Here is a 26,036-nt window from a genome sequence, read left to right as displayed (position 1 = left end):
TTTCATCTCCTCCTTATTTTACATATAGAATAAATCTTTCATTTTCGTATATAGCACGAAGAGTTTTTACATAGTCCCAATCTATGGTTTCATAGGTCTGATAAAACTTCCAGAAATCCTCTCCACTGTAATCCGGAGTCATCATATTTTTGTCAATGATAACACAATCTGCGTCATTAACATCAGTTTTCTGACAATCTATATCCCAGCCAAACTTAAGAAGATACTGCTGATCGCAGTCAAGAGCCGCTATATTCTGTCTCTTTTCTACTCCTGCCACATACAGGGTTCCCATCAGGTCATTTTCCCTCTCATCAAGCTGGCAGGTAAAGTTCGGGGTCATGAATCTTAAGACAAAAAGAACTATAGCCGCCATTACAGGTATATAGACGCCAAAACCTGAATACCACTTCTCACCTTTTATGGTTGTCTCAATTTCCTTATGAACAGCCTTCTCGTCTGCGCCCTTTACTTCTCTGTTGTATATCCTGATTGTGACATTGATAAGTCTCTCTATACAGATACAGAAGCTAAGCGTGATAGTAACCGCTGCATAGCTAAATACCCTAAGGTATGGAAGCTTATGCTGAAGGATCAGAATAAGTGCTGTAATAATTATATTGGAAAGAATCATCAGGTTGATGATAGTTCTCGAATATGCAAAGTGCCTTACGCACTCATAAAGCGCAACTCCAATGGATACCAGAACCGCAATATAGATCAGAAGCGCAAGACCAGGCAGCATATATTCATACAGACTGTGGTTCCATCCCAGAACTCTTTCGTAAAACTCATCTCTTGGAAGGCTCTGAATATATGGCTGATCCAGCATATATCTTGCCCCAGTTAAAAGAGATGTCGCAGGACTTCTAAGAAGCACTGTTCCGTGGCTTAGTCCATAATATTCACTACCCTGCGTCTTAACCAAAAGGTTTGAGCCAATAGCAAGCCATATCAACGAATAAAGCACGACTGTAATAAACGCCGCCAGAAGACCTGTATAAAAGAACCTTCTAAACTTCTTGTAATATGAAGTCTCCCTCATATTGCCATGCATATCCCTGCTTCGATAAGCGTTGATCAAAAGATATGCTCCAATAGCCACGCTTACAGGAATAACAAAATAAACGCTACTGGGCACAGTATAAAGTGCCAGAACAAATGCTATACCAAGAGCCCAGAAGTAGAAATTCCTGGTCTCATCTGCATTACAGATATTGCCAGCAGCATAGATGGCGATCAAAAAGCATGTCGTTCCTAGAGTGTATCCTCTTCCCTGAATGCTGTATTCATTGACAACCTGCATTGATGCATAAAGGAGCATGGCGCCAAATGCAAGTCCATGAGCATAATATCTTTTACATATTCTGTATATCAGAATGAGGTTTGAAACAGCACAGATAAAAGAAACACCCCTAAGACCGATAAAGGAATTACCCGTATAGTTCAAAATAGCTGATAAAACCGAGTATCCAACGTGATTGTTTGGAAGCGGCCAGTGAATAGCTGCATACACAGGCCCCCTGCTTATGAACGTGTAATAGGTATACAGTTCATCATAGCTTGGAGTTATGGCAAACATGCGCCAGAAATAGTAGGCTGCCATTCCAAAGATAAAGAGCGTAGCCGCCATGGTTTCAGGCTCATGGGGCAAAATGTCATATATTTTCTTTTCAGTTTTATAGGTTAGTGATTCGTTCAACTAGAAGATCTCCCATCTCCTTACAGCCAACCTGCTTAAATGACTCTCCCTCAGAAGTTCCCATCAGGTCAACTGTTCTGTATCCATCCTCTAAAACCTTAGAAACAGCTGCCTCGATTGCATCTGCTTCCTTGTCGAGATTAAAGCTGTATCTAAGCATCATTGCTGCTGAAAGAACTGTCGCAATAGGATTAGCAAGGTCCTTACCAGCAATATCCGGTGCACTTCCGTGGCTTGGCTCATAGAGACCAAAGCTTGTGTCGTTAAGTGAGGCACTGGGAAGCATTCCGATAGAGCCTGTGATCATGCTGGCTTCGTCTGAAAGGATATCGCCAAACATATTCTCAGTAAGTACCACGTCAAACTGAGATGGCTCTCTTACCAGCTGCATAGCACAGTTATCAACCAGCATATGCTCTAAAGTTACGTCCGGGTAATCCTTGGCAACCTCTTCTACTACCTTGCGCCATAGTCTTGATGAATCAAGAACGTTGGCCTTATCAACACTGATAACGCTCTTTCTGCGCTTTCTTGCCACTTCAAAGGCCTTGATGGCGATACGTCTTATCTCACTCTCCTTGTAAACAAGGGTATCTGTAGCTGTAAGCTCGCCGTCAACTTCTTTTGTAAAGCGATCACCAAAATAAAGACCGCCAGTAAGTTCTCTCATAATAAGCATATCAAAGCCCTTTTTAGCAGCCTCTTCCTTAAGAGGGCAGGCCTTCATAAGCTCTGGATAAAGATATGCAGGGCGAAGGTTGGCAAACAGGTTAAGAGCCTTTCTAAGCCCTAAAAGACCAGCTTCAGGTCTCTTACTTGGTTCAAGCTTGTACCATGGAGATGTGGAAGTATTTCCACCAATAGAACCCATAAGAACAGCATCAGCGCTCTTGGCTGCCTCGATAGTCTCCTCAGTAAGAGGAACTCCGTAAGCATCAATTGAGCATCCGCCCATAAGAACATCCTTGTATGTGATCTCATGTCCATAAACTTCGCACACTCTGTCAAGGACCTTCTTGGCCTGAGTTACGATCTCAGGACCGATTCCATCACCAGGAATGCAAGTAATATTTAATTTCATACCTCTCTCCTCCATATTTGAAAATAAGCCCGATTGGCAGGAGCCAATCAGGCTTTAATAGACACAAAAAATATTACTTCTTTTTAGAATCAGAAGTATCATTAGCTGTTGCAACAGCATCTTCAGGCTTTTCAACCTCAACAATTGCCTCTTTAACCATAGGAATACGGCAGTTCTTGTTATTACCAAACTCTACGATAACCATATCGTCGTTGATATCAATAACTGTTCCGATGAATCCGCCAGTTGTTCTAACGCTATCACCTACTGCTAAAGCTGCAAGAACCTGAGCTTTCTGCTTCTGTTCCTTTCTCTGTGGTCTCATAAAGAGAAAATAGAAAACTGCGATAACTGCAGCATATACAACTACCATTGAAACAATGCTCTGTGTGCTGGTAGCTGCCTCAGATGTTAAAAGTAAACCCATAACTTCCTCCATACCTTAAATAATTATATACACCCAAACATAATACTAAATGTGGGTAGTAAATTCAAGTGTGCAATCTTAATGGGAACAGGTAGCAAATTTAACCTTTTCGCCAGTTCTTATCTATTCCCTGATACTCTCCATTGTTACTTCCGTCAAACTCCTGCATTCCAAAGAGCTTGTTTCTCTTATATTCAGCAAACTGGCCCTTCTCAATGGCATCTCTTATCTCTTCCATCATATGGTTGTAGAAATAGAGATTATGAAGAACACAAAGCCTCATACCAAGCATTTCACCAGCTTTGAGAAGATGCCTTATATATGCCTTTGAGTATCTTCTGCAGGCCGGGCACTGACAACCAGGTTCTATAGGAGTATCATCAAGCTCATACCTGGCATTCATTATATTGATATGTCCCCTGTTAGTGTAAAGATGACCGTGACGACCATTTCTACTTGGGTAAACACAGTCAAAGAAGTCGACGCCTCTTTCAACAGCCTCAAGGATATTGGCAGGAGTACCAACTCCCATAAGGTAGGTAGGCTTATTCTCAGGAAGATAAGGAACCACTGTTTCTAAAACGTGGTACATCTCCTCATGGGATTCACCTACTGCAAGACCGCCAACAGCGTATCCATCAAGGTCAAGATCGCTTATGACTTTGGCGTGTTCAATCCTGATATCATCAAAGATTGCTCCCTGATTGATTCCAAATAGCATCTGATGAGGGTTAACAGTGTATGGATTGCTGTTGAGCCTGTCCATCTCAGCTTTACATCTCTTTAGCCATCTTGTAGTTCTGTCAACGGACATCTGAACATATTCGTGGTCCGCCTTGGCTGAAGGACACTCATCAAAAGCCATGGCTATAGTAGATCCAAGGTGAGACTGTATCCTCATACTCTCTTCAGGGCCCATAAAGAGCTTATGACCGTCTATGTGAGAATGGAAGTAAACGCCCTCTTCCTTTATTTTTCTGGTTTTTGCAAGAGAAAAGACCTGGAATCCACCTGAATCTGTCAGAATAGGCTTGTTACAGGACATAAACTTATGAAGTCCACCCATCCTATAGATAAGATCGTCTCCTGGTCTTAAGTGTAAATGATAAGTATTTGAAAGGACGACCTGTGTATCTATGCCCTCAAGATCCTCTGTTGATACTCCTCCCTTAATGGCAGCTACCGTAGCCACATTCATAAATACGGGAGTCTGGATCTTGCCGTGAACAGTTTCAAACTCTGCTCTCTTGGCACTTCCGTCCTTTTTTAAAATCTTGTACATATAAAAATAAATCCGTTTCTGTTTAATCTACGTATATATTCCAAAATTCCTCGAGGCACAGGTCATTGTCAGTGATGACTGTAGCAGCATCAACACCAACATATCTGAAGTGCCATGGCTCATACTCGATACTGGTTATCTTCTCTTTTCCCTCAGGGTATCTTAAGATAAAGCCGTACTTACTGCTGTTCTCTGCAAGCCACTTACCAGCTGCTGTTTCTCCAAAGCCCTCATCAAGAGTTGAGTATCCATCTGTAATAATATCAACTGCAAGACCGATCTGATGCTCAGAAGAACCGGGAACGGTTACCGCCTGTGAAGCAAGATTGTACGCTTCCATGTAAGACAATCCGCCGTCCATGTATTTACCAACCTTGTTTGAGAAAAGCATGGTCTGTCTGTCGATGTCTCTGTAAGGCGAGCATACGATAAGGTTGACGCCGTCTGCTCTTGCGCCCTTAAGCATATCAAGAAGTGGTGTGATGATCCTGTCATCGCATCTCATACCGCCACTTATAGTTCCAAGCTCAAAGGAATAATCATCGGGAATAGGATGCTGCTTGTTAACAAGAACGATTTTCCAGTCATCGCTGCTAAATTCCTGTTCCGCAGGCTCCTCACTCTGCTGAACCTCTTCTTCGCTCTCAGTAGTATAACCATAGGCCGCAAGCACTTCAGGATCTATCTGCTCAGTAGCCTCCAAAATCTCGTTAAGTGAAGCCATATTGTCAATCTCAGCTACATCAGGATTGACATCTGTGTTCTCCTGTTCGATAACAGCAGAATCTACAACAGTTTCAGCAACAAGTTCAGCATCAGACTCAGCAACCGTTTCATCAGAAAGAACTCTGGAAGCTCCAAGAACATCATCATCCTCAGATGCTGCATTAGATGCAAAGCTTATATTCATGGACATTGCAGGATAAGAAAAACTGCTGCTGGATATAAAGAACAAAATAATACAGGCAAGCGCTGTAAAACGCTTCCCATTTCTGTAGAAGTAAAACAGGAAGTTATAAGTTGTTATCGCAACAACAGCATAAGCAAGTCCAAGAAATGACAAAGCCTTATGCTTTCTATTGAATTTTTCTACCTTAGAAATTACCTTGCTCTTAAAGGTAAGTTTCTTCTGTAGATTACTGGCGTTCATATCAAAAATCCCCTCTATTTCTGATATCCACGTAATGAATATAATAATACTACTGTATTATAGTACGTTTTCGAAAAAAATTCACTACTTATTTTTTTTCGGAAATAATATTACAATTCAAAAGGTAAGAAAAATACGCAGTTTGTGAAGGGAGCATTATGGCAGGATCAGTATTTGGCAGGAACATCACAGTATCAACCTGGGGAGAGTCCCATGGAAAGGCCCTTGGTTGTGTAATAGACGGCTTTCCCTCAGGAATGGAGCTATCTGAAGAGGATATTCAGAAATTCTTAGACAGAAGAAAACCTGGCACTTCAAACGCCACAACTTCTCGCAAGGAAGATGACCTTGTTGACATTTTATCTGGTGTTTTTGATGGTAAGACCACAGGTACTCCTATTTCTCTGATGGTAAAAAACACATCCCAGAAATCCTCTGATTACAAGGAGATCGCATCCTACTACCGTCCAGGACATGCAGACTATGGTTTTGACCAGAAGTACGGCTTCAGGGACTATCGCGGCGGCGGAAGATCTTCCGGAAGAGAGACAATTGGCCGTGTTGCTGCTGGTGCTATTTCAAGCAAGCTCCTGTCCATGATGGGGATCGAAGTATGCGCTTTTACAAAGGCTATCGGAAATGTTGAGATAGATCCATCCAAAATTGATCCAAGTGTAAGACTGTCTACTCCCACTGCCATGCCAGATATAGATGCAGACAAAAGAGCTATGGAGCTAATTGCAGATGCAAGAGCAAAAAATGACTCCCTGGGAGGAGTCATAGAATGTAGGATCACAGGTGTTCCTGCAGGTATAGGAGAACCCGTATTTGATAAGCTTGACGCTCTGCTCGCTCAGGCTGTCATGAGCATCGGAGCTGTAAAAGCCATAGAAATCGGCGATGGCTGTCAGGTTGCAACCTACTACGGTTCAGAAAACAACGACGCCTTTGAAGCTGTGGGCTCCAAGATCACTAAAAAGACCAACCACTCCGGCGGAATCCTTGGCGGAATGTCTGACGGAAGCGAAATTGTTCTTCGTGCATATATAAAACCCACCCCGAGCATTGCCTCCACTCAGGAGACAATAAATCAGGATGGGGAAAACATTACAATAAATATTAAAGGTCGTCACGACCCTGTTGTAGTGCCAAGAGCCGTTGTTGTTGTTGAATCAATGTGCGCTATCACCCTCCTTGATCTCATGATATCTAACATGTCCTCAAAGGCTGACAGCGTAATCTCTTTTTATAAAAAGTCTTAAGCCTCAAGCTTATGGAATACGATGCAGTTGGGTCTGGATATTGGAAGTTCAGGCCCATTCATTACCATAGTTCCGGCGTCCATATCCACATTAAAGAATGTAAGTGAATCTGACTCGTGGTTAAGTGAAACCAGGTGCTTGTTATCTGGGAAAAGAGCTGCATCCTTAGGATACTCTCCCGCTACAGGCAGCTGGATCTTCTTGGTAAGAAGTCCTGTCTCGCTGTCTACCTTAAATACGATCGCATTGTTCTCACCAGCTGTTGTGCTTACAAGATAGTTGTAATCAGCTGAGAAGTTCAGAGCACTGCATGCAACACCGATCGAATCTGACTCGTCTGAGTTTGAAACTTCCTGAATCTTGTTAAACTCAGGCATTCCATTGTCGTCCTCATGATATTCATAAACATCAATCGCACACTTCTGCTCAAGACATACATAGAGGAATCTGCCGTCCTTGGAAAACTGCATATGTCTTGGTGAAGACTCCTGATCACAGTGAATAACGTCAGCATCCTTGATCTTGCCTGTCTCGTAGTCAAGGGCATAGATATTGATCCTGTCCATTCCAAGATCTGCTGCAAGAAGATACTTGTTGTCCTTGGAAACCTTGATACACTGAACATGAGGAACATGGTTACGTCCTGCTGCTGTTCCAAGTCCCTTGTGGTATCTCTCGTCTGTGATGCCACCAATGCTGCCATCCTCGTTGAGGTTAAGGATTGTAACCTTTCCATCGTGATAACCAGCTGTAACAAGGAACTTGTCGTTCTGAGTCATGTTAACATAGCAACCTCTCATACCGTTGATAGAAGCTTCATTTAAAAACTCAAGACTTCCGTCCTTAAGGATCCTGTATGACTCAACGCCATCGTCAGTGATCGAATATAGAGTTTTGCCACTATGAGAAATGTTTATATAGGATGAATTGGTAATCTCGACCTTCTGCTTCTCAGAAAGTCTTCCATTCTTAAGATCTACATCATAAATTCTGATTCCGTATTTTGTGCCGAGGCCTGATGTATAGCTGGACACATATGCCACATACTTATCCTTTGCAGCCACCTTAGCTTCCTCCTAAAGAGATTATTTTGAAAATCGCTTATTTATCACATTCTATCACAACTAAAACAAACTTTAAATATATTCAAAAAAGTAATTGACACTGTGTCGTGCTCATTTAAAATAAAGTAGATTGCTATTTTTTTATTAATAATAGGAGAAGACAAAAAATGGGGAAGAACCTGATCACACTTGAGCACATCTCTAAATCCTATGACGGACAGCTGATTCTGGACGATTTAAACTTAGAGATCCATGAGAATTCTTTTGTAACCCTTCTTGGACCTTCAGGATGTGGAAAGACCACAACCTTAAGGATAATTGGCGGCTTTGAGAAGCCAGATCAGGGAAGAGTCATATTTGATGGCAAGGATATCACTTCTCTTGCTCCCAATAAGAGACAGCTCAATACTGTCTTTCAGAAGTATGCTCTCTTCACCCATATGAGCATAGCTGACAATATTGCCTTTGGCCTTAAGATCAAGAACAAGTCAGACAGCTACATTAAGGACAAGATCAAATATGCCCTTAAGCTGGTTAACCTCGAGGGCTTTGAAAACCGTATGCCTGACTCATTATCAGGTGGTCAGCAGCAGCGTATCGCTATTGCAAGAGCCATAGTTAATGAGCCAAAAGTTCTTTTGCTGGATGAGCCCCTAGGTGCATTGGATCTTAAGATGCGTCAGGACATGCAGTATGAGCTTAAAAGGCTCAAGGAAGAGCTTGGTATCACCTTCATCTACGTAACTCACGACCAGGAAGAAGCTCTTACAATGTCAGATCATATCGTTGTTATGAACCAGGGCTATATTCAGCAGGAAGGTTCACCTGAGATGATCTACAACGAGCCTGAAAATGCCTTTGTTGCTGACTTTATTGGCGACAGTAACATAATCAGGTCCACAATGGTAAGGGATGAGCTTGTTGAGATCCTCGGAACAAGATTTGCCTGCGTCGATAAGGGCTTTGGCGAGAACAAGCCTGTTGACGTTGTAATAAGGCCTGAGGACGTGGAGCTTGTATCTCCTGAAGAAGGCACTATTTCAGGTGTTGTAACCGGTCTCACCTTCAAGGGCGTACACTACGAAATGGACGTTGAAGCTGGCGGATTTGAATGGCTTGTTCACTCCACCAAGCTTTCTGAAGTAGGAACCAAAGTTGGCATCAAAGTTGACCCATTCAACATACAGATCATGAATGTTCCCGTTTCTGAGGACGAGGAGGCAATCAGTGAAACTATTTAAGAACAGGCAAAGTGCATTTCTTATGGCATCTCCATATATAGCATGGGCCGTGATCTTTATAGTAGTTCCACTGGCCATGGTAATATATTACGGTGTCACAGATAATAGTGGCGCACTCACATTTGAGAATATTGCAAGGATTTCAGAGTCAGGATATCTGAAGGCCCTCTACCGCTCTATTTTACTGGCCTTTATCAGTACCCTCATCTGTTTCCTTTTAGCTTACCCTCTGGGAATGATCCTCTCTTCCATGAAGCTTACCAGAAACACATATCTGGTTACATTATTCATTCTTCCCATGTGGATGAACTTCCTTTTAAGGACCCTTACATGGATGACTCTTCTGGAGGGAAAAGGTGTTATAAACACTATCCTTGAGTTTTTACACCTGCCTACCATCAACATCATCAACACTTCTGGTGCTATTGTTCTTGGTATGGTTTATAACTTCCTGCCCTTTATGATCCTGCCTATCTACAACTCCCTTAGCAGGATCGATGACAATATCATAAACGCCGCAAGGGACCTTGGAGCGGATTCACTTCAGACTTTCCTTAGGATCACTCTTCCGCTTTCAGTTCCAGGCATTATCAGTGGAATAACCATGGTATTTATCCCGGCGCTTACAACCTTCGCTATTTCCACCATGCTTGGCGGATCCAAGATCCTGCTCATTGGTAACATCATCGAGCAGCAGTTTACTCAGGTTTACGACTGGCACCTTGGAAGCGGACTGTCCATCGTGCTTATGATATTCATCCTTCTCAACATGATAATTGAGAGCGTATCTGATAAGGAAGGAGGTATCTTCTGATGAAAAAAGTCTTCGAAAGAATTTACCTGGCCATCATTCTTATCTTTATGTACGCACCGATCGTTACACTGATCATCCTTTCATTTAACTCAAGTAAGTCCAGAGCTAAATGGGGAGGCTTTACACTTAAATGGTATACAAGGCTCTTTTCCGATCAGGCAGTTGCCAGCGCGCTGGTTAATACCCTTTTAATCGCGGTACTGGCTACTATCTTTTCAACAATAATTGGAACCATTACCTGTATTGCAATGATAGGCCTTAATTCCAAACTGCGCTCAGTGATCATGGGCATAACCAATATCCCGATGATCAATGCAGATATTGTTACCGGTATTTCACTGATGCTGCTGTTTAGGTTCCTTCATCTGGGATCTGGATTTACCACTATCCTTTTGGCACATATAACTTTCAATATTCCATTTGTAATGCTGAGCGTTATGCCAAGGGTAAAGAGCCTTAACTTCTATGTTTACGAAGCAGCCCTTGATCTTGGAGCAACTCCTCTCTATGCATTTAGAAAGACCATGCTTCCAGACATTATGCCAGGTGTTGTTTCAGGAGCCCTGATGGCATTTACAATGTCCCTTGATGACTTTATCATCACGTACTTTACAAAGGGATCAGGATTTGAGACTCTTTCAACACTTATCTATAACGAAGTAAAAAGAGGAATTCAACCTGAAATTTATGCACTTTCTGCTATAATATTTGTAGTTGTGTTATCTCTTTTGATGATCATCTACAGATCACCAAATAATAAAGTCAAGGAGAAATAAGAGGAATATGAAAAAGAAAGTTCTATCATTAGCACTTGTATCAGCTATGCTTGTTGGGTGCTTAACAGCTTGTGGAAGTAGCGCTGGAGACGGTTCTAACGGCAAGCTTTACGTATACAACTGGGGTGAGTACATCGACGAAGATGTAATTGAACAGTTTGAGGAAGAAACCGGAATCGATGTTGTTTATGATATGTTTGAGACCAATGAGATCATGTTTGCCAAGCTGGCTCAGGACACTTCTGCTTACGATGTAGTATGTCCTTCAGATTACATGATCCAGAAGCTCATTGAAAAAGACATGATCCAGCCAATTAACTTCAGCAACATCCCAAACAGCAAAAACATTGGCGATGAGTACTTCAAAAACTCAGAGAGTTTTGACCCGGGTAACAGATACTCAATCCCCTACTGCTGGGGAACAGTTGGTATTCTCTACAACAAGACACTGGTTTCAGACCCTGTAAACAGCTGGAACATCCTCTGGGATCCCAAGTATAGCGGACAGATCCTTATGCAGGATTCAGTAAGAGATGCTTACATGGTAGCACTTATCAAAAATGGTTACTCATTAAATACAACCAATCAATCTGAGATTGATAAAGCCACAGAAGATCTGATCGCTCAGAAGCCACTTGTACAGGCCTACGTTATCGATCAGGTAAGGGATAAGATGATCGGCGGAGAAGCTGCTCTTGGTGTTATCTATTCAGGCGAAGCGATCTATACTGTAAGAGAAAACAGAGATCTCGAGTATGTAGTTCCAGACGAAGGTTCAAATATCTGGATCGATTCCTGGGTAATCACAAAGGGTTCCAAGAATGTTGCAAACGCAGAGAAATGGATCGACTTCATGTGCAGAGGCGACATCGCACTTAAGAACTTTGAATATATCACCTACTCTACTCCAAATATTGAAGCTCAAAACAACATTGAAGATGAAGATATCAAGGGCTCAAATGTAGCTTTCCCAGATCTCTCAACAATGAAACTTGAAGCTTATAAGTATCTTGGAGAACAGGGCGACAAGCTTTACAACGACGCCTGGATGAAGGTTAAGTCAGCTAACTGATACAAATATTACGGCAATAAAAAAGCAGTTCCCAATTGGGAACTGCTTTATTTTTTGTCTAATGTTATGGCCAGTTTACAAACTTACCATTTACGCATACACCAGCGTAACCATTTGCCAGCATAACCTCTTTATCTGATCCAGAAATGAGAGGTGATGCAAAGTCATATCCAGTAACAACTGAGAAATAATTTGCACCATTATTCTCGATACCCTTGATTTGGAACTCAGCCATTCTGCCATTTCCACGTGTTAATGAGAATGAAGCCATTGGAACGCCCTGGTCATTACTTAGAAGTGCTGTCTTGTTAGGCTGTTTAACAAGTGTTCCAACCTTTTTACCAGCTATTGGAGTCTGAAGGCTAAGAGTTACAGGCTGAATATTCTGAACATAAATCTCAACACAATCATGGAGATCCTGATCTGGACGTCTGTCATCTCTTACATAGAAATGGAAAAATACGTTTTTGCCCTGTTCGTCTGCTCCAATATGGAATGTAACATATCCGGAATCTCTCTTATAATTACACTCAAGGTATGTAGCATCACTGGTTGCTCCTTCAACAAAGTAAGTATAATCATACTCTGCAGCAAGCCACATCTTATGAGTTCCACCAGCTGGGATTGAAATAACACAGTCTTCAAAATCAAAACAATCAGGTATTTCGCTGTATGCATATGTCTGCATAGCAGGTGCTGCCAGGAAAACTAAAAGTGCTAATACTAAACCATAGATCATCTTAATGTTCTTTTTCATATGTTGGATCCCTCCATTTTCGCCTAGTAAGTAATTATATTATAGTCGTTCATTAACGAAATTGCACGTAAATAAAGCGTAAAAAGTGTAAATTATTTAGGACGATCATTGATTGTAACTGATATTCAATGAATTACCCTTAACTGTCACCGTCGCTTCTGCTCCCATTATCACAGGAAGCATGGGATCAATGTGGCCTATCTCTGCATCCATAACTACTGGAACTCCAAGGTCTTTAAGCACATCCGTGGCTGCGTTGTACTGATCCACGCCAAGCATATTCTGCTTCCAGGCTTCTCTTGGTCTTCCAAAAACAAATCCCGCAGCATTTTCAAACCAGCCCGCTTCCCTCAGTGTCCATATGCCTCTTCTGATCGACATGGGAGTTAAGTCGCAGCATTCAAGCACCCATATAACCTTAGGATTGTTTTTATTAAACTCTTTTACCCTGTCAAACCTTGTACCCACAAGGCAGTCCAGAATATCAAGACATCCTCCGAGGAGTACTCCATCCATTGTTATGGTGCTATCTCCTGCAGGAACAAGCCCTGTCTTATCTGGAACAAATGACACCAGCTCTCTATCTGCATTATATGCATAAGGAGCTCTAAGATATTCATCTGTATACTCTGGTGTGACCTCCTGCTCTTCTTTTACAGGCTCTACAAACTTATTGTATCCGTCAAAAGAGCTCTTGGTTCCCTCAAGGATTGCGAAAGAATCTTTTTCCGTATCTTCCCAAACCTTGGCAAAGCCATTGATGCAGGGACCATATATTCCCTGAACTCCTGTTATGGTAACCAGAGGAAAGATAAAGTTCGTGTTGTCAGAATATCCAAGATACCACTTAGGTTTATATTTCTTAAGTTCATCAAAGTCAACGTGAGTTATGGTCTCTACCATCAGCTCTCCGCCGCCTGCAGAAATGATAGCGTCTATATCATCTCGTTTATAAAATTCCATAAGCTCAGCCGCACAAACCTTGGGGTCCGTACTGATGCCAATACCATCGCCGAGCCTTGCTGTTTTACCCTCTACGATCTTATATCCCCTGTTTCTGATATTGTCCTCTGATATGTCGATAAGAAGACTGTAGGGCTCTATGGATGCCCCATAGGAAGGAGCTGTTATTCCAATGGTATTTCCGCTTTTAATACTGTCAGGTCTCTTGATCATCTTTTTCCTCGTGTTCTACAGTGTCAGCAAGTTTAGAATAATTCTTCCTGTAATTGCGGTTCATTTTGATGCAGTCAAACAGTGACAGATAATGACCCTCGCCATTTCTCATGGCTGCCACATAAGCAATACATCCCTTATCAAGAACTGTAGCCACAGCCTGGGCATCATCTTCATTACCGCCAAAGCAGTATGCACCATCGTTAGGAACAAATAAAACATTTACCTTTTTCTTGATGTTGTGATAGATCTCGCCCTCGTTACTTGGAATCTTAACTGATACTCCAATGAGCTGTGCAAAATCATCAAGAAGAGGTTTCATATGATTGGCTCTTCTTGAAACCATCATTACAGCTTCAGATTTATTATGTACGATAAACTTAACGTCCGGGCGCTTTGCATAGATCTGTTTATGAATCGTCTTTACTCTCTCAGGAGTATCAGAAACAGCGTATCTGATATCGCCATTTTCAAGATGGGAGCTAAACATCTCCTCTACACCATGAGGCATATCCATCTTGCAAACATCCTCAAGGAAGTTGTTACAGGCTGTCTCCATCATCTCTGCTTCAAAGAGTGCTTCGTTAGATGTCTGACCAAGGCAAAGTGTTCCATGATTGGACATTATGATTCCATTAGCGCTCTTGTAGTGGCTTAGTGTCCTCCCCACATTATCAGCGAGCTTCTGGGTTCCAGGAAGCGCATATGGAGCAACAGGAATAGTCACGTCCTCATCTTCAAAATATGAAAAAACCTTTTTGATACCAAGTGTACCTGCACAGGATGCAAATACCTGGTGGGTATGGATGATGAAATCACAGTCTTTTCTTGCCTTGTATGCAGCTGCGTGAACAAGCTTCTCACTGGATGGTTTATATTCTCCCTCGTAAGACATATCCTTCAGGTTAACAAGTACTATCATATCAGGAGTTAAATCCTCGTACTTGATACCACTTGGTGTAATAAGGAAATGATTGTGGTCTGTTCTACAGCTAATATTACCCCAGGTCCTTACAAGGAGACCTATCTCCTGAAGTTCCCTGGCAACATCTATTATGTGCTGTCTCTCTTCCAAATATTCTATGTTACTCATGTTATCCTCTGATCTGCCCTTCTCCATAGATCTGATATTTGTAGGAAGTAAGCTCCCTAAGTCCCATAGGTCCCCTTGCGTGGAGCTTCTGGGTACTGATGCCTATCTCTGCACCAAAGCCAAACTCAAAACCATCTGTAAATCTTGTTGAAGCATTCACATAAACACAGGCAGCATCGACCCTGTCAAGAAATCTCTGGGCTGTTTCCATGTTTTCAGTAATGATGGCTTCTGAATGGCCGGTATTATATTTATTGATATGGACAATAGCCTCATCCACATCCTTAACTGTCTTAACAGAGATTATGTAGTCCAGATACTCTTTTCCAAAGTCTTCTTCGGTAGCATCTTTGGCACCATCAATGTAGCTCTTTGCCCCCTCATCTGCTCTGACTTCCACATTGTGCTCATTCATAGCCTTTGCAAAAAGAGGTAAGAACTTATCTCTGATATCTTCGTGAACAATAAGGGATTCTGCAGCGTTGCAGACACCTATTCTCTGGGTCTTGGCATTTATAATGATAGGAATAGCCTTATCAAGGTCTGCTTCCTTATCCACATAAATGTGACAGTTGCCGCTGCCTGTCTCGATAACTGGAATTGTAGAATTCTCAACAGCGCTTCTGATAAGACCAGCGCCGCCTCTTGGAATGAGCACATCTACATACTCATTCATCTTCATAAACTCAGAAGTCACAGCCCTGTCCGTATCCTCAATAAGCTGTATCGCATCAGGAGTAATGCCCTTAGCCTTAAGTGCATCTCTCATGACATTGGCAATAGCAATGTTGCTGTTAATAGCATCACTTCCGCCCTTTAAGACAACAGCATTACCAGCCTTAAATGTCAGCGCAAAAGCATCCGCTGTAACATTAGGCCTTGACTCATAAATAATACCTATAACTCCAAGGGGAACCCTTACCTTCTTAAGCTTAAGTCCCACAGGCCTTTCAAACTCTTCAAGCACTTCCCCTATAGGATCCGGAAGCTCTGCAACCTGTCTAAGTCCTTCAGCAATGCCCTCAATTCTCTTCTCATTAAGAAGAAGTCTGTCCACCAGACCAGGATGCATTCCATTGTCCTGCCCCTTCTTAACATCAATGGCATTGGCCGCAATGATCTTATCCCCGTTCCTTACAAGCTCCTGCGCCACAAACAAAAGTGCATCATTCTTCTGCTCTGTTGTAAGATTCTGCACTTCATACTTGGCTTCCTTCGCCCTACTGCACAACTCTCTAAGTTCCATAGGCCATCCTCCCCATTAAACTTGCACCAATTCTCTAAATTATCCCATATTACCATCAAAATGTCTAGTATCCATGGGGATTTGAGCCTACTTTGAGTCATAAAAAAAAAACGACTGTGAAATGCACTAACATTTCACAGCCGCATTGGCTTTAGATACCCTTAAAGTAGAACTCAAACTTCAGGCTGCCCTCATTTAGAAGGCGATATTCAGGATGTGGTCTTGATCCCCAGCTATCGTCGCCGGCTATCCCCATCTGGGCTAAAGAGGTCTTTACGTAAGTGTAGTGAACCTCTGGCAGTTCAAATGGATGCATTGCGTTCTCCAGCTCGTGAGGACTATATGGAAGGGCGCTGAAGTTAAATGGCTTTCCGAAGAACATCATTCCTCTTCCGCGCTTATCTGTAACTTTGGCAAACCTTACGTCGCACTTGTTTCCACATTCCTGAGGAACAAGATATTTTGCCATGTTGTCTTTTACCTCGTTGTGGAAGAACCCCAGCTTTCCGCCTCTCTTGCGGTCTGCGTAAGTCTCTTTTGGCCCAAGTCCATACCAGCTAACCTGGTCAAAGTCTGCATCAAACTTAAAGATCATGCCAAACTCTGGAAGATCTGGAAGCTTCTTCACAAGGTCCATATCCATCTCACATCTTATGGTTCCATCTCCAAATACTTCATAGGCCACATGGCACTCTGATTCAGGAGTTGTTGGCATATAGTATGTGTATCTGATTGTAATACTGTTTGGACCAGGAATTACATCAGGCATTACAAATGGAGCATCGGGTCTTCTAAGTGTAGGATAAAGACTTGCTATCTTCCACTGGGCGTAGCGGCTTGTCATCATGTATCCGTTATCATTATCAACAGGCGCTCTCCAGAAGTTAGGAAGAGGATTCTTTATCATCATCTCTTTGCCACAGTAAACGTAGGACAAAAGACTCGCATTAGGATAACTGAACATACATGAGAAATCCTGACCATATATGCCAATATTGTTATTGCCGGGAACCAGCTTAAGTGGCTGACTGCAGCTAAAGCCAGTAAATTCACCGCTATAAACAGTCTGTCCAAATGCAACCTCATGACCCTTGTGAGCCCAGAGCGTATTCTCCTTTAATACAAAGGATACTGTAAGTACGAGCTCAACAAAATCACTCTTACCCTTCTGTGCATCCATGATAAGCTTTGCGGTATCAAGAACAGAAGTTGGTACATTAAAGCTCTTTGAAGAAATAGGGTTAACTGCTATATCAATAAACTCCCTTTTCTTTTCCACGCCGTTAACGCTAAGGATCACAAATGCATCAAAGGTATTTGTATTAACAAACAGATTCTTATTAGTTACCTTGAACTTCTTACCGGTCTTATCAAATGCCACAGAGATATTCTGGTAGTTGAACTTAACCTCCTGCATCTTTGGAGAAGGAGTTCTGTCTCCATAGCAGATACCGTTTCCACTGAAGTTACCATCGTTTGGTCTCTCGTCGAAATCTCCGCCGTAGGCCTCAAACTCTTTTCCATAGCGGTCCCTTTTGGTTATGGACTGATCTATATAGTCCCAGATAAATCCGCCCTGATACCTTGGCTCTGTGTCAGTAAGATCAGTATACAGATGCATTCCGCCGCAGGAATTTCCCATTGCGTGAGAATACTCACAGCAGATAAAAGGCTTTTCCTTGTTCTTCTTAAGGAAGTCCTTGATAGCTGCAACCGGGGGATACATCTGACTCTCCATATCGGAGATCTCAGGATATCTCCTGTCGTGGAACAGTCCCTCATAGTGAACCAGTCTGTATGGATCAAGTTCTTTGAAAAGAGCTGCCATCTTGCTGATAACAAGTCCGCCATTGGCCTCATTGCCGCAGGACCAGATGAGGATTGCAGGATGGTTCTTATCCCTCTGATAGCAGGAATTAACCCTGTCTAAAAGAAGGCCTTCCCAGATTGGATTATCCCTTGGAACCACGTATTCAACACCTTTAGCTCCCCTCTCATAGGGTTCCCATGTTCCGTGGGTTTCAAGGTTATTTTCAGCGATCATGTAAAGGCCGTAGATATCACACAGCTCATAGATCGCACTGTCATCAGGATAATGGCTTGTTCTGATGGCATTTATGTTGTTCTTCTTCATGGTGATGATGTCAGTAATAAGTTCTTCTCTACTTGGCACCCTTCCATTCTTGTTGGAGAATTCATGTCTGTTAACGCCCTTAAAGACAATCCTCTTGCCATTAAGGACCATGAGACCATCCTTCATCTCAAAGCGTCTAAAGCCAACGTTCTGCTTTACAACCTCTAAGACTTTGCCCTTCTTATCCTTAACTGTAAGAAGAAGCTCATAAAGGTTTGGCTCTTCAGCACTCCAAAGAACAGGCTTTGTAACGTCGCAGCTTCCCGTTGTCTCTCCGCTGTCCAAAAGAGGTATGTTGCCCTCGATTATCTTTTCTCCCTGTAAGCTTAGCTTTAAATCAATGGAGCCACTTCCCTGAGTGACAAACTTAAACTTAAGGCTTGCACTCTTTAAACTCTTATCCACTACAGGTTCAACAGTCAGATCATAGAGATGAGTCTTAGGTACGCTGCACAAATAGACGCTTCTGAATATTCCTGAGAACCTGAAGAAGTCCTGGTCCTCGCACCAGCTTCCACTGGTCCATTTAAACACTCTTACACAGAGCTTATTATCACCCTCTACAAGCTTATCCGTAAGATCAAATTCTGCAGGGTCAAAAGAGTTCTCGCTGTAGCCAACGTACTGGCCATTAAGCCACAGAGCAAAACCGCTCTCTACTCCCTGGAAGGAAATACATACTCTCTCCTGTTTAAATCCATCAGGAAGTGTAAAGTGTTTTACATAGTCCCCAACAGGGTTAAACTCCTGAGGAATCTCAGGTGGAGTCAGCATCTCTTTTCCATCCCATGGATACTGAACATTTACATACTGAGGCTTATCATAGCCTTCCATCTGAATATGAGCTGGCACATGAATCCTGTCCCATCCAGATGTGTCATAAGAGCCCTCAAAGAAATCCACAGGCGCATCGTTGATGTTTTTCGCAAAGTGGAACTGCCATACACCATCAAGGCTGAGCCTATAACTGGTTGTTCCTGCTGTGAGCTCTGCCAGTGATTTAAAACAAACATGGTCAGAATGTGCAGGCATGCGGTTCTGTTCAAAAACCTCTGGATCACCCACAATATCATAAACAAATTTTTCCATAACAATTTCCCCGTTTTATTATTTGACGGAACCAGTAATTCCTTCTGCAAACTGTCTCTGGAGTACGAAGAACACGATCATGGTTGGCAGTGAGCAGAACAATACGCCCATCATAAGCATTCCATAATCAATTGTGTATCCGCCAGCCAGGTTGGCAATAAGCATAGGCATTGTCTGTGCCCTGTTATCAGTCATTACGACTCTTGGCCACATGTAGGCATTCCAGGAATTCATGAAGATGATTACAGCAGCTGCTGCATATGTAGACTTCATAACTGGCATGTACATGCGGAAAAAGATAGCAAACTCAGACAGCCCATCAATTCTTGCAGCTTCCATAATATCCGGTGGGAAGTTACGGGAATTCTGTCTGAACATCATGATCATAAATGGTGTTGATACACCAGGAAGTACAAAGCCCCAAACAGTGTTGAGGAAATGCATCTTACTCATCATGGTAAAAAGAGGAATCATAGTTGCTACACCAGGGATCATCATGGCCATAAGAAGTATAGCAAACAAAAGATCTTTCCCCTTGTCGTGATAAAGCTCAAAACCGTATCCAGCAAGTGAGCATACAAAGATGCAAAGTAGTGTCTGCGCTGTTGAATAAATGCAGGAATTGCCAAAAGCCTTCCAGAGGTTTGTGTTTGCCACAAGATTATTGAAGTTCTCGACCATGTGGGTTCCAAACCAGATCTTACCTCTTGATACATCTACTGTAAGGTTTGTTGCTGCAGTAAACATCCAGTAAAGTGGAAATACTGAGAAAATAGATGCTATCGTGAGGAAGATGTATGTAGGTATAAGTCTTCTTTGTGTTGCGCTTTTATTGTATTTTTTCTTAGTCACGTGTATCACCTACTTTCAGGTTGATTGCTGCAAGTATAGCAACCAGGATAAATACAAAGAATGACATTGCAGATGCATAACCAAAGTTAGCTACGCCCTGTCCAAATGAGTTATTGTAAATGTAATGAGACATGGTGATCGTGGTATTAGCAGGTCCACCATTAGTAAGGTTTACAGACTCATCAAAGAGCTGCAGTGTACCATTGATAGACATGATGAATGTCATGATGATAACCGGACGAAGAAGGGGTACTGTCACATACCAGAAGGTCTTCCATCCATTTGCACCATCGATCTTGGCTGCCTCATACACTGAGTATTCGATATTCTGAAGTCCTGCAAGATAGAAAACCATGTTATATCCTGTCCATCTCCAGATAAGAGCAATGATGATAACGATTCTTGCAGTTGATGTGGTTCCAAGCCAGTTGATTCCCTCAGAGATTATTCCGATCTTCATGAGGATGATGTTGATAAGACCCTGTGTTGCAAAGATTGTTCTAAAGATAAGAGCATAAGAAACAAGTGATACAGCACAAGGAAGGAAAATGCATGTGCGGAATAAGCCCTTGAACTTAAGGTCTTTGTTATTAAGAAGCTGAGCAAGAAGAATTGCCAGGATCAGCATGATAGGTACCTGAATAATGAGATAGAGGAAAGTATTTCCAACAGATCTCATAAACATCTTGTCCTGGAACATTCTCTTGTAGTTGTAGATCAGCGGATCTGCCCACTGAAGATTGGCTGAAGAGCCCGTTTTAAATGATGTAATAAGGGCCCGTACCATAGGGTAAAAGCTCATAACAACGATCATTGCGGACGCAAGAAGTAGGAATAGCCATCCAGCAGCTTTCTGTTTTGCTAAGAGGCCCATTTTATTCTTATTTCCCATTGTTGTCCCCCTTTGTGACATTACATAACTAGTTTTTCTTTAAAAAGGGGAATCGGAAGTCCGATCCCCCTTATGTGTCCCATAACGACTTTGATCGCTAGAAAAGCTCTGTCGAGCTAAGAGATCAAAGGCCCATCTCGAATCTAACCTGATCTTCTGCGTTCTTAAGCTCAGTCTCAAGGTCAGAACCGTTGATAACATTTGTGATTGCAGCCTGGATCTGTGTACGTGCTGTGTAGTGGTAGTCGTTCTGCTCTACTACAGGAACGTTAGCACCCATAGCAACGATGTCTGAATAGATTGACTGACCATTGAAGAAATCAACACCTTCCTGGTATACAGATGACTTAGAAGCTGAGATACAGCATGTGATAACGCCACCATTTCTAAGAGCGTCATCGTATGTAGCCATAGCACCTTCTCCGCCGCCGAATGTGTAAGCAAGGAATGCCTTAGCAAGCTCAGGCTTTGAGCAGTTGCCTGTTACATAGAGTGAAGAACCACCGTTTGCAGCATAGCCTTCTTTTCCTGAAAGTGTAGGAGCTGTTGTGATTGCCCACTTACCACTGTTCTCAGAAACCTGCTCCATTGTAGGAATGATCCAGTTACCATTGAATACACCTGCTACCTGGTCGCCAATGATAGATGTATCTGTGTACTCTGACCAGTCGTTGCAAAGGTAGATAACGCCGTCCTTAGCGCCTGTGATGATAACCTCAAGGATCTGCTTAAGAGTATCGTTGTTTACGAAGTTAGGCTCTCCGTCCTTCCACTGTGACTGGCCTTCAGCCTGCATCATCATGTAAGGAAGATCGTCTCCGTTGTGGTCCATAGAAACAAGGTACTTACCTGTCTTCTCTTTAACTACGCGGCCAATCTCAAGCCACTCGTCCCAAGTGATTCCTGTTACATCATCAATTGTGTATCCGCACTCTTCAAGTACGTCTGTGCGATAAGCAAATACTGATGTTCCGTTGTCAACAGGTGCGCCGTAGTGCTTGCCACCAACTGTTGAGTATGAAAGCTTCTCAGCACCGAAGTCTGACCAGTCAATGCCTGCATCCTCAAGATCCATCCAAGCATCAGGATAGTTAGTTACATAGTTCTGAATGTAATGATCCTGGAAAAGAACGATGTCAGGAAGCTGGCTGTAATCGCCTGATGAAGCAGCAAGTGTGATAGCATTCTCAACGTCAGATGATGCTGACTGCTCAACGATGTTAAGCTTGAACTCAGGATCAACTGTCTGATATGCCTTCTCAGCAGCCTCAAGTGCTGGAATGTTGAAGTTCTTATCCCAAGCATAAACTGAAAGCTCGTGCTCACCCTCAGAAGCAACGTCTGCTGTAGGAGCAGCTGCCTCAGTTGCTGCAGGAGCGTCTGCCTGTCCAGCGTCTGTTGTAGTTGCAGCTGTGTCTGCTGCACCACCGCATCCAGCTAAAAGTGAAAGTGACATAGCAGATGCAAGGAAAATAGATAATGCTTTTCTTTTCATTTTTGTTACCCTCCCTAAATGAAAATTAGATTTAATACCTTATGTATTTTGCACATATGTCAGATGAGTGTACTTGACATAGGCTTATACATTTTGACGGAAACTTAACGTTTCTGAACCGGTTATGTGTACATTATAACAACTCAAAAATAAAAAAATACACATTTTAAAGTGTAAAATGTGCATTTTCAATCAAATATGTCGAAAATGTGAACAAAAAGTTTTCGTAAACGTTTTCGAAATATGTCAATTATTTAGTTTAATAATCACCAGCCTTTTAAGGCATTAATGTTGTAATTAAGAAGCTTGTTTTCATAATTGTCCTTGTTCTTCTTCCACTGATATGGAGAAGTATCAAGGAATTTTCTGAAGTTCCTGTTGAAGGTTGAAAACGTTGAAAAGCCGCACTCTGAAGCCACAACCTCCATGGAGTGATCCGTCTTGTTCATGATCTTACAAGCATTCTGGATCCTTACAAGGTTAAGATAATCAATTGGCGACATGTTTATAGTCGTAGCAAATATGCGCCTGAAATGTGGTTCACTTAAGTTGCACTGGGCTGCAAGATCTGAAACCTTAATGGCCTCTGCAAAATGAGTATCAATATACTCAAGGGACGGACGAATGACCATCATAGCTGAGTCATCTTCGCCCTCGATATTCATCTTCTTTGCTGCTTCCTGCTGGCTCTGATACCTGATAAGCATAAGGACAAATGCCTTTAAGAGATTCTGTACAGTCTCGATATAGTAAGGCTTTTTGTCCCTCATCTCCTCCATTATCCTTTTTATGACCTCGGCCATTTCAGGATATTGGTACTCGTAGACAAGGTCCGCATTCTTGCCAATGATCTCCGCAGCTTCCCTTTGCTTGGTGGGATTGCCAGGATATATCTGAGCAAGTATCTGATCAGAATCGAAAAAGATATACTCCCAGAAATTTGGCACAAGACTTATTGTGGTATGAGGATAATTGGCAGGAATCATTGAAAGCATCGCAGTCTCGTACTTTCTCACCTCTTCATCAAGGACCAGGTCTCCGCTTCCATTCCTGCAATAGCCTACTTCAAAGAGATTGTGGAAGTGAAGGTATTTCTCGTCGATTCCATAGATCCTGATCCAGCTCTCACCAAGAAGAGCCAGGCAGTCCTGACCCTGCGGAACCTCATAGAAACGAAATTCAATTGTCTCTCTCTTTTTTCTTCCCATCAGTAAGTACTCTCTTCAGTAATGAGCATGTCAGGTCTGATGTCGTAGTGATCCATTTCAATAATGTCGTCCATTACCTGACATTCAAAAGCTATGGCAATAGCCTTAAGTCCCTTATGCCCATACAGATACCTGTCATAAAATCCGCCGCTATAACCAACCCTGTTCCTGTCTTTATCAAAAGCCACACCAGGCATTATCATAAGGGTTTTCCAAAGATCAAACTCAGGCTCTTTATAGCCTTCTGGTAAAACCGGTTCTCTGATGCCAAAGTAGCCCTCAACAAGATCCTCAATAGAGCTTATAGGCACAAATTTCATAAGACCATTTTTCTTATCTGTGACCTTGGGGCAAAAGACTCTTTTCCCACCGGATAATGCATCCAGAATGAGTTCAAAAGTATCCGCCTCACTTCTCATTGACGCATAAACCAGGATATTTTCAGCCTCTATGTACTCCGTAAGTGCTGTGACCTTTTCAAAAATAACTCTGCTTTTTTCCAAAATAAGTTCGCCATCAAGACCATCTCTTTTAGCTATGGCGCGTTCCCTTGCTTCGTTCTTAGTCAATGCCGCCTGCCTTTCTGGCAACAAGTTGCGCGATCCTTATGCCATCCATCGCAGCGGACATGATGCCTCCCGCATAACCAGCACCTTCACCACAAGGGAAAAGGCCACTTATGTTTTCAGAAACACCATCCTCGAGCCTTACAATCCTGACTGGGGAAGATGTTCTGCTCTCAACACCGGAAACCAGAGCTCTGTCGTCGTTATAGCCCCTGATAGTCCTGCCAAAATTTTCCATTCCCTCAACAAAGGCCTTATTCAGGTCATCCGGAAGAATTGTGTGAACCTTGGCAAATTCATACTCGCCCTTCATCTGTGGCACAAAGTTCTGGTCAATGAAGTTATCTATTGATCCTGATTCCTGACCATCTCCGTCTATGGCTTTTTTAAAGTCGCCGTAGTACTCAACAGGAATCTTACCTCCTGCAAGCTCATAGGCTTTCTTTTCAAGACGCCTTTGGAACTCTACGCCAGAGAGAATGTCACTTCCGCCAAAGTCCTTAGGGTCTACAGTAATGATAATAGCTGAATTGGCATTATCTCCGTCTCTCCCGCTATAGCTCATGCCATTAACCGCAAGCATGTCCTCCTCGGAGGAAGCATTGACAACGTATCCTCCCGGGCACATGCAAAATGAGTACACGCCTCGTCCCTCACTGGTTGTAGTTGTGAGCTTATAGGGAGCTGGTGGCAATGCGCCAATAGCTCTTTTACCATACTGGGATTCGTTGATAAGGCTCTGCGGATGCTCAACCCTAAAGCCCACAGCAAAGGGCTTGGGCTGCATACTGATGCCTCTGTCCTTAAGCATGGCAAAGGTATCCCTTGCACTATGTCCAATTGCCAGAACAAGATAATCACAGGGGTACTCTGTTTCGCCGCACTTAACAGCCTTTACACGGCCATCATCTATAACGATATCAGTCACCTGCGAATCAAACATTACCTGACCGCCACTCGAAATGATCTCATTTCTTATATTCTTGACAACCCTTCTAAGGATGTCAGTACCTATGTGGGGCTTGGATTCGTATTTTATCCGCTCTGGAGCACCTGCTTTAACAAAGATATCAAGAGCTCTCTCGCCCCTTCCATCCTTATCTTTTACCATGGTGTTTAGTTTTCCATCAGAGAAGGTGCCAGCTCCCCCTTCGCCAAACTGTACGTTAGTAGCGGGATTAAGTTTGCCATCCTTCCAAAACTGGCTTACTATCTCAGTTCTCTTATCTACATCAGAGCCTCTCTCAAGAATGAGAGGTTTAAACCCGTGCCTAGCAAGTTCATAGCCACAAAAAAGCCCCGCAGGTCCAGATCCGATTATAACCACTTTCTTGTCAGAAGAAATTTCTGGAACGCCGGCTGCTATCCAGAAATCATATTCCTTTCTGTCAGAAAGCGTGATGTTCCTGTCCTTAAGCCTTGAAACCAGCTTGCCCTCATTTCCCTTAAGAGAAACTTCTACCACATATACGTCAAAAAGCTCAGGCTTCTTCCTTGCATCTATAGAGTGCTTAACTATATCAAGCCGCACAATGTCAGAGGCAGAAACCTTAAGCTTTTTCGCTGCTTTCTTTTGGAGGATCTCCTTAAGAGACTTATCCTCATAAGTTGTATTTTCATTTATCTCCAGTTTTATCTGGCCAATTCTAATCATAAA

The 26,036-nt window shown here is 42.6% G+C and carries 22 protein-coding genes; 5 read left to right on the top strand and 17 right to left on the bottom strand.

What is annotated here, in order from left to right; all coding sequences use genetic code 11:
• Positions 1 to 13: 13 nt before the first annotated feature.
• From D6855_RS02960 to D6855_RS02940, 5 genes are all read right to left on the bottom strand, one after another.
• Positions 14 to 1,702 carry a glycosyltransferase family 39 protein gene (locus D6855_RS02960; protein WP_120737854.1) on the bottom strand — a complete coding sequence of 563 codons (1,689 nt, stop codon included), beginning with the start codon at positions 1,700 to 1,702 and terminating at the stop codon, positions 14 to 16.
• A complete protein-coding gene (leuB, locus tag D6855_RS02955; protein WP_120737852.1) occupies positions 1,680 to 2,783 on the bottom strand; it encodes a 3-isopropylmalate dehydrogenase in 1,104 nt (367 codons plus the stop codon). The genes D6855_RS02960 and leuB overlap by 23 nt, the downstream gene beginning before the upstream one ends.
• Before the next feature lie 73 nt (positions 2,784 to 2,856).
• A complete protein-coding gene (gene yajC / locus D6855_RS02950) occupies positions 2,857 to 3,210 on the bottom strand; it encodes a preprotein translocase subunit YajC (protein ID WP_120737850.1) in 354 nt (117 codons plus the stop codon).
• Between the two features lie 100 nt (positions 3,211 to 3,310).
• Complete coding sequence (gene tgt / locus D6855_RS02945) at positions 3,311 to 4,492, bottom strand: tRNA guanosine(34) transglycosylase Tgt (RefSeq protein WP_120737848.1); 1,182 nt, start codon at positions 4,490 to 4,492, stop codon at positions 3,311 to 3,313.
• A 22-nt stretch (positions 4,493 to 4,514) separates the two neighbouring features.
• Positions 4,515 to 5,642, bottom strand: coding sequence for a M15 family metallopeptidase (locus D6855_RS02940; RefSeq protein WP_120737846.1), 1,128 nt, complete (start codon positions 5,640 to 5,642; stop codon positions 4,515 to 4,517).
• A gap of 158 nt (positions 5,643 to 5,800) precedes the next feature.
• Here D6855_RS02940 and aroC point away from each other — a divergent pair, with 158 nt between their 5' ends.
• Positions 5,801 to 6,904 (top strand): chorismate synthase, encoded by a 1,104-nt coding sequence (aroC, locus tag D6855_RS02935; RefSeq protein WP_120737844.1) that lies wholly within the window; start codon positions 5,801 to 5,803, stop codon positions 6,902 to 6,904.
• Here the strand turns inward: aroC and D6855_RS02930 are convergent.
• Entirely contained in the window at positions 6,901 to 7,968 is a 1,068-nt protein-coding gene (locus tag D6855_RS02930; RefSeq protein ID WP_120737842.1) for a lactonase family protein, read from the bottom strand. The two genes, aroC and D6855_RS02930, sit on opposite strands and share 4 nt — an antisense overlap.
• 167 nt (positions 7,969 to 8,135) lie before the next feature.
• Here D6855_RS02930 and D6855_RS02925 point away from each other — a divergent pair, with 167 nt between their 5' ends.
• Genes D6855_RS02925 through D6855_RS17050 form a run of 4 tightly spaced genes read left to right on the top strand, consistent with a single transcriptional unit; the run spans position 8,136 to position 11,871 of the window.
• Positions 8,136 to 9,209, top strand: coding sequence for an ABC transporter ATP-binding protein (locus tag D6855_RS02925; RefSeq protein WP_120737840.1), 1,074 nt, complete (start codon positions 8,136 to 8,138; stop codon positions 9,207 to 9,209).
• A gap of 22 nt (positions 9,210 to 9,231) precedes the next feature.
• A complete protein-coding gene (locus tag D6855_RS02920; protein ID WP_243111796.1) occupies positions 9,232 to 10,023 on the top strand; it encodes an ABC transporter permease in 792 nt (263 codons plus the stop codon).
• A complete protein-coding gene (locus D6855_RS17055; RefSeq protein WP_199712390.1) occupies positions 10,023 to 10,799 on the top strand; it encodes an ABC transporter permease in 777 nt (258 codons plus the stop codon). The genes D6855_RS02920 and D6855_RS17055 overlap by 1 nt, the downstream gene beginning before the upstream one ends.
• A gap of 7 nt (positions 10,800 to 10,806) precedes the next feature.
• Positions 10,807 to 11,871 (top strand): ABC transporter substrate-binding protein, encoded by a 1,065-nt coding sequence (locus D6855_RS17050; RefSeq protein ID WP_199712389.1) that lies wholly within the window; start codon positions 10,807 to 10,809, stop codon positions 11,869 to 11,871.
• A gap of 64 nt (positions 11,872 to 11,935) precedes the next feature.
• Here D6855_RS17050 and D6855_RS02910 read toward each other — a convergent pair whose 3' ends face one another.
• The 11 genes from D6855_RS02910 to D6855_RS02860 all read right to left on the bottom strand — a co-directional run bounded on the left by D6855_RS02910 (position 11,936) and on the right by D6855_RS02860 (position 26,033).
• Positions 11,936 to 12,628, bottom strand: coding sequence for a hypothetical protein (locus tag D6855_RS02910; RefSeq protein ID WP_120737836.1), 693 nt, complete (start codon positions 12,626 to 12,628; stop codon positions 11,936 to 11,938).
• A 105-nt stretch (positions 12,629 to 12,733) separates the two neighbouring features.
• Positions 12,734 to 13,804: a S66 family peptidase gene (locus D6855_RS02905; RefSeq protein WP_120737834.1), complete on the bottom strand. Its 1,071-nt coding sequence runs from the start codon at positions 13,802 to 13,804 to the stop codon at positions 12,734 to 12,736.
• Positions 13,788 to 14,897: a class II aldolase/adducin family protein gene (locus D6855_RS02900; RefSeq protein ID WP_158589453.1), complete on the bottom strand. Its 1,110-nt coding sequence runs from the start codon at positions 14,895 to 14,897 to the stop codon at positions 13,788 to 13,790. Before D6855_RS02900 ends, D6855_RS02905 begins: the two co-directional genes overlap by 17 nt.
• 1 nt (position 14,898) lies before the next feature.
• Positions 14,899 to 16,143 carry a glutamate-5-semialdehyde dehydrogenase gene (locus D6855_RS02895; RefSeq protein ID WP_120737830.1) on the bottom strand — a complete coding sequence of 415 codons (1,245 nt, stop codon included), beginning with the start codon at positions 16,141 to 16,143 and terminating at the stop codon, positions 14,899 to 14,901.
• A 151-nt stretch (positions 16,144 to 16,294) separates the two neighbouring features.
• Positions 16,295 to 19,366, bottom strand: coding sequence for a glycoside hydrolase family 2 TIM barrel-domain containing protein (locus D6855_RS02890; protein ID WP_120737828.1), 3,072 nt, complete (start codon positions 19,364 to 19,366; stop codon positions 16,295 to 16,297).
• A gap of 18 nt (positions 19,367 to 19,384) precedes the next feature.
• Positions 19,385 to 20,218 carry a carbohydrate ABC transporter permease gene (locus D6855_RS02885; protein WP_243111771.1) on the bottom strand — a complete coding sequence of 278 codons (834 nt, stop codon included), beginning with the start codon at positions 20,216 to 20,218 and terminating at the stop codon, positions 19,385 to 19,387.
• Positions 20,211 to 21,110: a carbohydrate ABC transporter permease gene (locus tag D6855_RS02880; RefSeq protein WP_120737826.1), complete on the bottom strand. Its 900-nt coding sequence runs from the start codon at positions 21,108 to 21,110 to the stop codon at positions 20,211 to 20,213. Before D6855_RS02880 ends, D6855_RS02885 begins: the two co-directional genes overlap by 8 nt.
• Before the next feature lie 124 nt (positions 21,111 to 21,234).
• Positions 21,235 to 22,605, bottom strand: coding sequence for an ABC transporter substrate-binding protein (locus tag D6855_RS02875; RefSeq protein ID WP_120737824.1), 1,371 nt, complete (start codon positions 22,603 to 22,605; stop codon positions 21,235 to 21,237).
• Positions 22,606 to 22,871: 266 nt separating this feature from the next.
• The gene (locus D6855_RS02870; protein ID WP_120737822.1) at positions 22,872 to 23,813 is read right to left on the bottom strand and encodes a helix-turn-helix domain-containing protein; all 942 of its coding nucleotides are present in this window, start codon (positions 23,811 to 23,813) and stop codon (positions 22,872 to 22,874) included.
• Positions 23,813 to 24,382, bottom strand: a complete 570-nt coding sequence (locus D6855_RS02865) for a 5-formyltetrahydrofolate cyclo-ligase (protein ID WP_158589452.1) — start codon at positions 24,380 to 24,382, stop codon at positions 23,813 to 23,815. The genes D6855_RS02870 and D6855_RS02865 overlap by 1 nt, the downstream gene beginning before the upstream one ends.
• Positions 24,375 to 26,033, bottom strand: a complete 1,659-nt coding sequence (locus D6855_RS02860; RefSeq protein WP_120737818.1) for an NAD(P)/FAD-dependent oxidoreductase — start codon at positions 26,031 to 26,033, stop codon at positions 24,375 to 24,377. The genes D6855_RS02865 and D6855_RS02860 overlap by 8 nt, the downstream gene beginning before the upstream one ends.
• Positions 26,034 to 26,036: the final 3 nt, after the last annotated feature.

The organism is Butyrivibrio sp. CB08 (assembly GCF_003625485.1).
In the GTDB taxonomy this organism is placed as follows: Bacteria; Bacillota; Clostridia; order Lachnospirales; family Lachnospiraceae; genus Butyrivibrio.
The sequence above is the reverse complement of the archived record's forward strand: the minus strand, read 5'-3'. Positions and strand labels throughout refer to the sequence as shown.

Bases quoted from the DNA above. Each gene is read 5' to 3' on its own strand.
- leuB (WP_120737852.1), bottom strand. From the start codon at position 2,783: ATGAAATTAAATATTACTTGCATTCCTGGTGATGGAATCGGTCCTGAG.
- tgt (WP_120737848.1), bottom strand. From the start codon at position 4,492: ATGTACAAGATTTTAAAAAAGGACGGAAGTGCCAAGAGAGCAGAGTTT.
- D6855_RS02910 (WP_120737836.1), bottom strand. From the start codon at position 12,628: ATGAAAAAGAACATTAAGATGATCTATGGTTTAGTATTAGCACTTTTA.
- D6855_RS02890 (WP_120737828.1), bottom strand. From the start codon at position 19,366: ATGGAAAAATTTGTTTATGATATTGTGGGTGATCCAGAGGTTTTTGAA.
- D6855_RS02895 (WP_120737830.1), bottom strand. From the start codon at position 16,143: ATGGAACTTAGAGAGTTGTGCAGTAGGGCGAAGGAAGCCAAGTATGAA.
- D6855_RS02905 (WP_120737834.1), bottom strand. From the start codon at position 13,804: ATGATCAAGAGACCTGACAGTATTAAAAGCGGAAATACCATTGGAATA.
- D6855_RS17050 (WP_199712389.1), top strand. From the start codon at position 10,807: ATGAAAAAGAAAGTTCTATCATTAGCACTTGTATCAGCTATGCTTGTT.
- D6855_RS02870 (WP_120737822.1), bottom strand. From the start codon at position 23,813: ATGGGAAGAAAAAAGAGAGAGACAATTGAATTTCGTTTCTATGAGGTT.
- D6855_RS02880 (WP_120737826.1), bottom strand. From the start codon at position 21,110: ATGGGAAATAAGAATAAAATGGGCCTCTTAGCAAAACAGAAAGCTGCT.
- D6855_RS02925 (WP_120737840.1), top strand. From the start codon at position 8,136: ATGGGGAAGAACCTGATCACACTTGAGCACATCTCTAAATCCTATGAC.
- D6855_RS02940 (WP_120737846.1), bottom strand. From the start codon at position 5,642: ATGAACGCCAGTAATCTACAGAAGAAACTTACCTTTAAGAGCAAGGTA.
- D6855_RS02900 (WP_158589453.1), bottom strand. From the start codon at position 14,897: ATGAGTAACATAGAATATTTGGAAGAGAGACAGCACATAATAGATGTT.
- yajC (WP_120737850.1), bottom strand. From the start codon at position 3,210: ATGGGTTTACTTTTAACATCTGAGGCAGCTACCAGCACACAGAGCATT.
- aroC (WP_120737844.1), top strand. From the start codon at position 5,801: ATGGCAGGATCAGTATTTGGCAGGAACATCACAGTATCAACCTGGGGA.
- D6855_RS02920 (WP_243111796.1), top strand. From the start codon at position 9,232: ATGGCATCTCCATATATAGCATGGGCCGTGATCTTTATAGTAGTTCCA.
- D6855_RS17055 (WP_199712390.1), top strand. From the start codon at position 10,023: ATGAAAAAAGTCTTCGAAAGAATTTACCTGGCCATCATTCTTATCTTT.
- D6855_RS02860 (WP_120737818.1), bottom strand. From the start codon at position 26,033: ATGATTAGAATTGGCCAGATAAAACTGGAGATAAATGAAAATACAACT.
- D6855_RS02875 (WP_120737824.1), bottom strand. From the start codon at position 22,605: ATGAAAAGAAAAGCATTATCTATTTTCCTTGCATCTGCTATGTCACTT.